Genomic DNA, 11543 nt, shown 5'->3' on the forward strand with positions numbered 1-11543 from the left:
TCATCAAACCTTAAAAACACATGTTTTTTAGTCACTTCGATCGCAGAGAGAAGTCGCATAATTAATCATAAACAACTAGAGCGATTCCTCCTCGTATCTCGTTCGGAATGACATTAGAATTGTCATTGCGAGGACGCAGGACGAAGCAATCTGTTTTAACGATTAATGACTTTTATCTAATGACTAATTAAGACACAAATCATCATCAAACCTTAAAAACACATGTTTTTAGTCACTTCGATCGCAGAGAGAAGTCGCATAAATAATCATAAATAACTAGTGAGATTCCTCCTCGTACCTCGTTCGTAATGACAGTAAGATTGACATTACAAGCATCCCATTGTCATTGCGAGGACGTAGGACGAAGCAATCTGTTTTAACGATTAATGACTTTTATCTAATGACTAATTAAGACACAAATCATCATCAAACCTTAAAAACACATGTTTTTTAGTCACTTCGATCGTAGAGAGAAGTCGCATAAATAATCATAAACAACTAGTGCGATTCCTTCAGTCGTACCTCCTTCGGAATGACATTAGAATTGTCACTACGAGAACGTAGGACGAAGCAATCTGTTTTAACGATTAATGACTTTTATCTAATGACTAATTAAGACACAAATCATCATCAAACCTTAAAAACACATGTTTTTTAGTCACTTCGATCGCAGAGAGAAGTCGCATAATTAATCATAAACAACTAGTGAGATTCCTCCTCGTACCTCGTTCGGAATGACATTAGAATTGTCACTACGAGAACGTAGGACGAAGCAATCTGTTTTAACGATTAATGACTATTATTTAATGACAAATTAAGACACAAATCATCACCAAACCTTAAAAAAAACATATCGTTAGTCACTTCGAACAAAGAGAGAAGTCACATAATTAATAATAAATTGTTAGTGAGATTCCTTCAGTCGTACCTCACTTCGACAACGCTCAGTACATAGCCTTCGGAATGACATAGGAATTATCATTGCAAACATCCTATTGTCATTGCGAGCGCAGCGAAGCAATCTCATTGCTTATTGCTAATTGTTAACTGTTTATTGTTAAAATAGCGCACAAAAAAAGCCTAAAACACCGCTAGAACTCCGTTTTTAGGCTAAATTTTATAAGGTCTTGAGTGTTTCTTACTCACTCGTCATTGTATATACAAAGTAAATACTTAACAAATGTATGTAAAATAAATGTAGATTTTTGTAAAAAATCATTAAATTTTTAGGAGTCAATACTTTAGCTAGCTGTTATTTAACCCAGCTTAAATTTATCTTTATTTTTTATTGAACAGGGTTTCAAATTATTAAAAAGTTGGTATATTTAAACTCTCCCAATAAAATTGATAATAGTAGTATATCAAAGTCTACTTAATAATTAATTATACCATCATAAATGCCAAAAACAGACACCAGTTTCGAGAAGAAACTATTTAAAGCTGCCGATAAACTGCGTAAAAACATTGATGCTGCCGAATACAAGCACGTCGTACTCGGTTTAATTTTCTTAAAATACATTTCAGAATCTTTTACAGAATTGTACCACAAACTAGAGGAAGACGAATGGAGCGACCCAGAAGATAGAGACGAGTACATTGCCGAAAACACCTTCTTTGTTCCTAAACTAGCACGTTGGTCTCACATACACGCGCAAGCCAAATTGCCTTCTATCGGACAAACCATAGATGAAGCAATGGAAGCTATTGAGAAAGAAAACAAAGAGCTTAAAAACGTATTACCTCAGGTTTACGGTAAAGCCAATTTAGATAAAACGTCTTTAGGAGAACTTATAGATTTAATCTCTAACACCCAACTACAAGCCGAAAACGAAAACTCAAAAGACCTTTTTGGTCGTGTGTATGAATATTTCTTGGGAGAATTTGCCAATGCCGAAGGAAAAAAAGGCGGACAATTCTACACACCAAAAGCTATAGTAAAACTAATGGTAGAAATGATAGAACCTTACAAAGGACGTGTGTACGACCCAGCAAGTGGTTCTGGTGGTATGTTCGTCATGAGTGAAAAATTCGTTACCGAACACCAAGGAAACATAAAAGACATAACCGTGTACGGACAAGAAAGCAACCACACCACGTGGAAACTTTCTAAAATGAACCTTGCCATACGTAACATCAATAGCAAGTTTGTGGTTTGGAACAACGAAGGCACCTTTTTAAAAGATGCGCACCCAGATTTAAAAGCCGATTTTATCCTTGCCAATCCACCATTTAACCAAAAAGATTGGGGCGTAGATATTCTGGCAGACGATGCACGATGGAAATACGGCACACCACCAAACGGAAACGCCAATTACGGGTGGATGCAACATATGCTGTACCATCTATCACCACGTGGCGTAATGGCAACCGTATTGTCTAATGGGTCTTTAAGTTCTAATACGTCTGGCGAAGGCGATATCCGTAAAAATTTAGTCGATAACGATTTGGTAGAATGCATTGTGGCTTTACCAAAACAACTATTTTATAACACGGGTATTCCTGCTTGTATTTGGTTTTTACGCAGAAACCGCACTTCTTCCCCTTTAGGGGATACAGGGGCAAAAGAAGTATTATTTATAGATGCCTCAGAGTTAGGCTATATGAAATCTCGTGTACACCGTGATTTTACCGAAGAAGACATCGCCAAAATACGAGACACCTACCTCAACTGGCGTAAGCAAAAGCAAACCGTCACTTCGAGTGATTCGCGAGGTACGAGCGAATTGTATCGAGAAGCGAGTGATAAACAAAGTGAGGAATTGTATCGAGACATAAAAGGCTTCTGCAAATCTGCAACCCTAGAAGCCATACAAAAACACAGTTACGTGCTCACACCAGGACGTTATGTAGGCATACCCGATGAAGAAGATGACGGTATTCCATTTGAAGAAAAAATGCAGACATTGACGGCTACACTAAAAGAACAAATGGACAAAGAGCAGGAGTTGAACAAAGAAATTGCTACGCAACTGGCTAAAATTGGAATGCGTTTATGAGTAGTGTAAATGAAAATACTTGTGCTGAACAAGGTCGAAGTATACCAGATGGTTGGTTGGAAACTACTTTGGGTGAGGTAATAAATATAATTGGTGGAGGAACACCAAAAACAAAAATTCCTGAATACTGGGATGGTGAAATACCTTGGCTTTCAGTGGTTGATTTTAATAACGATAATCGTTGGGTTTCAACTACTGAAAAATCAATTACGGAATTGGGACTGAAAAAAAGTTCTACAAAACTTTTAAACGTTGGTGATATTATTATTTCTGCAAGAGGTACAGTTGGAGCAATGGCTCAACTGAAAAGGGAAATGGCGTTCAATCAATCTTGTTATGGCATAAAAGAAGTTGAAGATGTTTCTGATAAAGATTTTTTATTCTATCTAACCAAACATAGTTTAAAACAAATTAATAGAAATACATATGGAGCAGTTTTTGATACAATTACAACGAAAACTTTTGATGTAATAAACGTAAACCTTCCGTCACTACCAGAACAAAAAGCCATAGCCAACATCCTAACCGCTTTTGATGATAAAATAGAAAACCTACAAGCCCAAAACAAAACCCTAGAGCAAACCGCACAAACTATTTTCAAAGAATGGTTTGGTAAATACCAAGTAGGTGATGAATTGCCTGATGGATGGCGTGTTGGGAAGATTACAGAGTTATTTGAAATAAGAGATGGTACTCACGATTCGCCAAAACAAAAAGAAATAGGTTACAAACTAATCACTTCTAAACATCTTGGGAATAATCGAATTAAACTTGAAGATGCTTATTTAATTTCGGAAGAAGACTACATAAATGTAAATAAACGAAGTAGAGTTGAACAATTCGACATATTAGTTTCAATGATAGGAACTATTGGATTAATCTATCTCGAGCAAAACGAACTAATTAATTATGCCATCAAAAATGTTGCTTTATTTAAAACATCACAAAACAAGTCTTTTTCAATTTATACATATTTATGGTTAAAGAGCTCGTTTGGTAAATATTTCTTTGAAACAAGTAAAAGTGGAACTACACAGGAATATATTTCATTAAAAAGTTTTAGAGCTATAGAATTGGTTATTCCTGATGACAAAATGATAAATAGATTCAACAATATCGTCTTTGATTTATTTGGAAAAATAAAAAACAACACAGCACAAACTCAAACCCTCAAACAAACCAGAGATACTTTATTACCAAAATTAATGAGTGGGCAAATACGTGTAAATGCGTTTAAAGCGTAATTGGCTAGTATGTATAAGTGTTTTGAAATACAGAAAAACACTTAAATAGATAAAAATGTAAAAATAAACTATTTTTAAAATGCTTATTATTACATTTGTGTAATAAATAAGAAATATTATGGCTTTTGATACTGTTATTCCTACATCAAAACGTATAGAGCGTTTACGTTACGAAAACCCTTGGTGGGTTACGGGTGCTGTGCAAGAGGCATATCAAAATATGTCGCGCCGCTTGTATTTTGATTTGTTTTACCCCTTTGTAAAAGAAACTAACATAAAACGGGCGGTAGTACTTATGGGTCCGCGTCGTGTGGGTAAAACTGTAATGATGTATCATAGCATACACGCCTTACTAGAAGAAGGTGTACCTCGTAAAAATGTATTTTTTATAGGTATAGATAATCCTATTTATATGCACCTTGGGTTAGAAGACGTATTATTACTAGCACAAGAAGCCGTACAGCTAGACCATCTAGAGGGTTGTTTTGTGTTTTTTGATGAAATACAATATTTAAAAGATTGGGAGCGTCACCTTAAAGTACTGGTAGATAGCTACCCAAAAACCAAGTTTGTAGTTTCGGGTTCTGCTGCTGCTGCACTGCGTTTACAAAGCACAGAAAGTGGCGCAGGTAGGTTTACAGATTTTATGTTACCACCGCTTACCTTTCACGAGTATATACATCTTAAAGGTTTACAAGACCTGGTACAGCAAAAAACCATTTTATATAACCAAAAAGACATTCCGTTTTACACCACACATAATATAAAAGAGCTTAACAAGGCGTTTTTTCATTATTTAAATTATGGGGGTTATCCAGAGGTTGTACTGTCAGAACATATACAAAGTGATATGGGACGCTATGTAAAAAGTGATATTGTAGACAAAGTCTTACTGCGAGATTTACCGAGTTTATATGGTATTAAAGAAGTGCAAGAACTCAACAGCTTTTTTACCTACATTGCTTATAATTCGGGCAACGAGTTTTCGTACGAGCGTCTTGCAAAAGATAGCGGTATTACCAAAGAGCTTTTAAAAAAGTATTTAGAATATCTGGAAGCGGCTTTTCTTATAAAAGTCATTCATAAAGTAAACGAAACTGCAAAAAAACTAAAACGTATCACCAGTTTTAAAGTCTATTTAACCAATTCATCTTTACGTACCGCCTTGTTTTCACCCATTATAGAAACAGATAATGAAACAGGTAATCTAATAGAAACGGCTATCTTCTCGCAGTGGATGCACAGAGAGCATCTCGATTTAAAATATGCACGCTGGAAAATGGGACGTAAAGAGGGCGAGGTTGATATCGTTTTACTAGACAATAAACTGTTTAAACCACAATGGTGTGTAGAAATAAAATGGAGTAACCGCTTTGTAGATAAACCGCAAGAATTAAAGAGCTTACGTCATTTCTGTAAAGAAAATAATTTTACAGCAACCCTTGTAACCACCATAGATATGATGGCAAATAAAACGGTAGACGATGTACACATCACTTTTGTCCCTGCAGCAGTCTATGCCTATAATATAGGTGTAAATACCATAGAACTAAAATCTAATAACTGGAACTAATGCTTAACGAAAACACCATAGAACTTGCTTTAATAGACCAATTAGTCAATCAAGGCTACACGTATCATAATGGTACAACCATTTCACCTATTGATGAGAATCCACAGCGTGAAAATTTCAGTTCAGTAGTATTAGAAAACCAGTTTAAAGAGTCACTCAAAAAACTAAATCCTACTTTACCAGAATCTGCACGTGTTGAAGCCTATCAAAAAGTAATCAATCTAGGTACAGAAGACATTATGGAAAACAACGAACGTTTCCATGCACTTCTAACAAATGGCGTAACCGTAGAATACACCCAAGAAGGCAGAACCAAAGGGATTAACGTAACGTTGTTAGACGTAGAAAAGCCAGAGAACAATAACTTTTGGGTAGTCAATCAATTAGTGGTTAAAGAAAACAACAACGAGAAACGCTTTGATGTGGTCATTTATATTAACGGGCTACCATTAGTATTTATAGAACTCAAAAGTGCCACAAGCGAAAAAGCAACCCTACGTAGAGCCTACGACCAAATACAAAACTACAAAAAAGCGGTACCAAGCATATTTTATTACAATGCAATTTGTGTGATTAGCGATGGTATAGATGCGGCAACCTCTAGTGTATCTGCACCATTTTCACGTTTTCTTGCTTGGAAAGCACCAAAAAGTAAAGAAATAAAAAGCTTGCTACAAGACAATTCGGTTAGTTTAGCTGCTGAGCCAACATCAGCCTATAATGCTACACCTTTGCAAAATATGCTAAGCTATATGCTCAACAAAAAAACGCTAGTAGAGTTAATACGCTACTGTACAGTGTTTGAAAAAGAAGAAAAGAAAGACGAAGACACAGGAATTGTATCGCAAATAAAGATTAAGAAAGTAGCAGCTTATCATCAATATTACGCCGTTCAAAAAGCTGTTGCCCAAACCTTACGAGCAACTCATAGTGAAGAAGGAGACCGCAAAGTAGGTGTCGTTTGGCACACACAAGGTTCTGGTAAATCCTTGTCTATGGTATTTTATAGCGGACAAATTATTACGCATCCGCAAATGGAAAACCCAACTATTGTGATACTAACAGACCGTAATGATTTAGACGACCAACTATTTGGTACGTTTGGAAATTGTGTTGGTTTATTACGACAAACACCAGTACAAGCCGATAGTAGAGAACACATAAAAGAACTATTAAAAGTTTCTGGTGGTGGTGTAATATTCACAACCATTCAAAAATTTGCACCAGCAGAAGGCAATGTTTACGAAACCTTATCAGATAGAACGAATATCGTGGTAGTGGCAGACGAAGCACACCGTAGTCAATATGGATTTTCTGGTCGTGTTGTAGAAACTGATGATGGTTCAGAAATAAGATACGGAAATGCCAAGTATTTGCGTGATGCCTTACCAAATGCATCTTATATTGGTTTTACAGGAACACCTATTGAGAAAGAAGACAAATCAACACCACAAGTTTTTGGAGATTATATAGACGTGTATGACATAAAACAAGCGGTAGATGATGGTGCAACGGTACCTATTAGCTATGAATCCCGTTTAATTAAAATTAAACTTGATGAGGAAACATCTAAACAGTTAGATGATGAAATAAACGATATTGAGGGTGCAACCGAAGAGCAAATAGAAAAAGCCAAAAAGAAAACAGCTACTATTGATGCGGTAGTGGGGCATCCAGACCGTTTAAAAGATGTAGCTAAAGATATAGTCACACATTTTGAAGCACGACAAAAGGTATTTGAAGGTAAAGCAATGATTGTGGGGATGACCCGCAATATTTGTGTACGTCTTTACAATGAAATTGTAGCCTTAAAACCAGAATGGCATAATACCGATTTAGATAAGGGTGCAATCAAAGTCATAATGACAAGTTCTACAGACGACCCAGAAATATTTCAACCACACCATACCACCAAAAATCAAAGAAAAGATTTAGCAACAAGAATGAAAGACACCAATGATGAACTTAAATTGGTTATTGTTCGCGATATGTGGTTAACTGGTTTTGATGCACCAAGTATGCATACTTTGTATGTTGACAAGAAAATGCAAGGGGCGAATTTAATGCAAGCTATTGCAAGAGTCAATCGCGTGTACAAAGACAAACCAGGTGGTTTGGTGGTCGATTATATTGGTATAGGTCAAGATTTACGGAAAGCAATGGCAACCTATTTACAAAGTGGAGGTGAAGGTTCACCAGTGGTAGATATAAAAGAGGCTATTGCAGGAATGAAAGAGAAATTTGAAATCGTAGAGCAGATGTTTAACGGTTTTGCTTTTAAACAATATTTCAAAGTTGATACCGCACAAAAATTACAAGTATTATTGGGTGCTCAAAACTTCATTTTAGCAGACCAAAAATTGAAAGACCGATTTCTAAAAGAAGTGACTCTATTGTCTAAGTTGTTTGCAATGTCAATACCAAGTCCAGATGCAGAAAAACTAAAAGATGGTGTGGCTTTTTTTCAAGCAGTAAAAGCTAGATTAAATAAGTTTTCCAGTAATGGTGTAAAATCAGATTACGAAGTAGAAACCGCTATCAAACAAATTGTGGATGATGCACTGTCTAGCGATGGCGTCATAGATGTGTTTGAAGCAGCAGGTGTAAAAGCACCATCAGTCGGTATCTTATCCGATGAGTTTTTGTTGGAAGTAAAAAATATGCAACAAAAGAATGTTGCTTTTGAACTTTTGAAAAAACTATTGAGTGATGAGGTAAGAATCCGTAAAACAAAAAACCTAGCACAAGGGAAGAAGTTTTCAGAAATGTTAGAATCCGTTGTAAAACGCTATCATAACAACCAAATAGATTCAGCGCAAGTATTAGCAGAATTATCCGATATCGCAAAAGAAATGCGATTAGAAGATGCTAAATCAGAAGATTTAGGCTTAACACCAGAGGAATATGCCTTTTATAGCGTCCTAAAACAAAACGAATCAACCAACTTTTTAGAAGATGACAAAATGAAAGAGTTGATTCACACCATTGTTGATGTTATTAGAAAAAACGCCACAGTCGATTGGAGTAAACGAGACGATGTAAGAGCAAAATTACGATTAACCGTAAAGAAAATACTAATGCGTTACGGTTACCCACCAGATATAGCAAAAATGGAAGCAGACAAAGTATTAGCCCAAGGGGAATCTTTAGCTGAAATGTTTTCAAATGGCAAATAATGTTTGGTTATAGTATAGAAGGTTATTATAAACGTATTTAAATTAAAAACTTTTAGATCAATAAACAACAAGATTGCTTCGCTTTACTCGCAATGACAAGTGAGGCTCGTAATGACAACAGCATACTTTTAAAAACAGTAATTAAAAAAATAAAATCATTATATAATCAATACCTACCAAAACCAACCCTTATGAAAACTAAATTAACTTTAATGTTTTTTGCTGTAGGTGTCAATTACATGTTAGCACAAACCAAATTAGAAAGTCCTGTTGCAGATTATAATGCAGACCGTTTATGGACAACGTATACAGATATTAACACTCAAGAAAAAGATTCTGTACAACTACTTAATTACAAAATGCTTAACCTAATGTTTGCTAATAAAGTAGGTACAGGATTTGCAGGCAGTAACGATTTGTCTTTACAAAAGTTTTATGCCAGTTTAGATGCAAATGATAAAAGCTTTACTTTAGGTGCTAATTTTGACTCTAGAAGAGGTAAACCTTTAGCACCACTACAATGGGTATTAAGTACTGGTGTAAAGATAAAATCTGCTAACGACTTTGCTACAGTGTATAAAAATGGCGATTTTCAAGAAGATAATATTGGAGCTACTTTAAAAGCTACGTTTGTTTTTGATGGTAATGTAAACTTTACTTCTTTTAATAAAAAGGATTTTAAAAAACTACGTACGCAAGCCATACAAAACCATCATAAAACTTTAGAAGCAAAGTATAATGCAGAAGCAGATAAGTTTAATACAGAAAGTTTATCTGGTTTTACTACCAAAATTAATAATGCAGATAATTATGATAGTGATGTAGATAGTTTAAAAGAAGAATTAAAAAAGAAAAAGGAAGCAGCTTATATAGAAATGGCTAAAGAAGAGGTAGCCTATATAGAAACACACAAAATGTATAAGTACATTACCAATAAATGGATCTCGGTTGAGGTATATGCGCCTTTTGGAGAAAATACCTATAGGGTAACTCCAGATCTAAGTACCACTTTAAGCAAAAAGTATTTTTATGCGTTTACCTCTACGCTTAGTGCTAATTATATGCGTCAATACTCTAACGGGATATCTATATTTTTTAAAGGGAATCTTGATGTTAAACATAATAATAATATTATGGTTGATAATTTAGAAAGTCAAGCCTTTCAAAGCACTGCTTTAGGTGCTAATAATACTACAGTAATTACTAATAGCACTGATGGTTATGTTACTAATTACGATCAGTTTGTAACGACTGCATTTACCTTTGAACCTGCTTTTTTCTTTATTAATAATACCATTGGATTTAGTCCTGCTATCGAGTTTAATTTAGGGACTTATGATAAAACCAATTGGAAGTTAGGTATCCCAATAAGCTTAAAGGATAGTGATGGTAAACCAAAAGTGAATTTTGAGATACAATGGAAGGAAGTTAATACGTTTACATCGTCTACACACCTTGTTGGTTTAAGTGCTAGCTTTTTGTTTGGAGATATGATTAATTAAGTATGGGATTAGAGATTGCTTCGCTGTGCTCGCAATCAACTACTAAAGTCATGTCGAACAGAGTGAGACATCGCACAAGTAGCTCAGTATAGAGTAAGCAAATCTAGTACTACAAACAAGATGCGATTTCTCCTACCGTCGAAATGACAAGGATAAGCTAACAAAGACAATCCTAGTGTCATTCCGAAGGCTATGTACTGAGCGTTGTCGAAGTGAGGTACGACTGAAGGAATCTAATTAGACAATAAACAATAAGCAATTGACAATAAACAATTAACAATAAACAATTAACAATAAACAATTAACAATTAACAATAAGCAATTAACAATAATCAATTGGCAAAGAATAATGAGATTGCTTTGCTAAGCTCGCAATGACATCAGGACGCTTGCAAAAACAAAGGTAAACTCTAATACCTCCTCAACACATCCTTAAGTGTTAATCCATTATTCTTTTCTTTAAGTAAGGCGCAAAGTTTTAAAAACAGAATGGCGGTTAAATAGGCATCACCAGATGCAGTATGCCGGTCATGCATGGTAATATTAAATTTGTTACACAAATCGTCTAAACTGTAATGTTTATCAGTTTTTATGTATTTGGTTTTGCGGTATAAAGTGCCGGTATCTACCGTTTTATTTTTTAGTTTGGGTAAGCCTAAACGTTTTAAAGCTTCATTAATCATTGCAACATCAAAGTGTACGTGATGCGCTACTAAAATAGCACCTTCAATATGTTTTAAAAACTGTTTGATAGCTTCCTTTTCTTCTATTTTATGAAGAGATCCTTCTTTTAAAATACCATGTATTTCAACAGTTTTTGTATTAAAATGTTCTTGTTTGATATAACACTCTAGTTGGTCTGCAACATCAATTTGAAAGTTTATGATGGTTACTGTACCTATTGATAATAATCGATCCTGTTTAGGATTTAAACCTGTAGTTTCGGTATCAAAAACCACAAAACGTGTATGCTCTAAGCTATAGCCTTTATTAAAGCTATTGGCATAGGTTTCCCAAAAGTCTGGATATATTTTTGTTTTAAACCAACCCAT

General features: G+C 35.0%; 6 protein-coding genes. 5 read left to right on the forward strand and 1 reads right to left on the reverse strand.

Features of this window, described 5'->3' with window-relative positions; genetic code table 11:
• Positions 1–1397: 1397 nt before the first annotated feature.
• The 5 genes from WA327_RS14380 to WA327_RS14400 all read left to right on the forward strand — a co-directional run bounded on the left by WA327_RS14380 (position 1398) and on the right by WA327_RS14400 (position 10491).
• Complete coding sequence (locus WA327_RS14380; protein WP_336070868.1) at positions 1398–2996, forward strand: class I SAM-dependent DNA methyltransferase; 1599 nt, start codon at positions 1398–1400, stop codon at positions 2994–2996.
• The gene (locus tag WA327_RS14385) at positions 2993–4240 is read left to right on the forward strand and encodes a restriction endonuclease subunit S (protein ID WP_336070870.1); all 1248 of its coding nucleotides are present in this window, start codon (positions 2993–2995) and stop codon (positions 4238–4240) included. The genes WA327_RS14380 and WA327_RS14385 overlap by 4 nt, the downstream gene beginning before the upstream one ends.
• Before the next feature lie 118 nt (positions 4241–4358).
• Entirely contained in the window at positions 4359–5813 is a 1455-nt protein-coding gene (locus tag WA327_RS14390; protein WP_336070872.1) for an ATP-binding protein, read from the forward strand.
• Entirely contained in the window at positions 5813–8989 is a 3177-nt protein-coding gene (locus WA327_RS14395; RefSeq protein WP_336070874.1) for a type I restriction endonuclease subunit R, read from the forward strand. The genes WA327_RS14390 and WA327_RS14395 overlap by 1 nt, the downstream gene beginning before the upstream one ends.
• Positions 8990–9180: 191 nt before the next feature.
• Positions 9181–10491, forward strand: a complete 1311-nt coding sequence (locus WA327_RS14400) for a hypothetical protein (protein WP_336070876.1) — start codon at positions 9181–9183, stop codon at positions 10489–10491.
• A 410-nt stretch (positions 10492–10901) separates the two neighbouring features.
• Here WA327_RS14400 and WA327_RS14405 read toward each other — a convergent pair whose 3' ends face one another.
• Positions 10902–11543 carry a 3'-5' exonuclease gene (locus WA327_RS14405; RefSeq protein WP_336070878.1) on the reverse strand — a complete coding sequence of 214 codons (642 nt, stop codon included), beginning with the start codon at positions 11541–11543 and terminating at the stop codon, positions 10902–10904.

It is taken from the genome of Mesoflavibacter sp. CH_XMU1404-2 (assembly GCF_037029465.1).
In the GTDB taxonomy this organism is placed as follows: domain Bacteria; phylum Bacteroidota; class Bacteroidia; order Flavobacteriales; family Flavobacteriaceae; genus Mesoflavibacter.

Coding starts and splice junctions, on each gene's coding strand:
- WA327_RS14380 (WP_336070868.1), top strand. CDS start 1,398: ATGCCAAAAACAGACACCAGTTTCGAGAAGAAACTATTTAAAGCTGCC.
- WA327_RS14385 (WP_336070870.1), top strand. CDS start 2,993: ATGAGTAGTGTAAATGAAAATACTTGTGCTGAACAAGGTCGAAGTATA.
- WA327_RS14390 (WP_336070872.1), top strand. CDS start 4,359: ATGGCTTTTGATACTGTTATTCCTACATCAAAACGTATAGAGCGTTTA.
- WA327_RS14395 (WP_336070874.1), top strand. CDS start 5,813: ATGCTTAACGAAAACACCATAGAACTTGCTTTAATAGACCAATTAGTC.
- WA327_RS14400 (WP_336070876.1), top strand. CDS start 9,181: ATGAAAACTAAATTAACTTTAATGTTTTTTGCTGTAGGTGTCAATTAC.
- WA327_RS14405 (WP_336070878.1), bottom strand. CDS start 11,543: ATGGGTTGGTTTAAAACAAAAATATATCCAGACTTTTGGGAAACCTAT.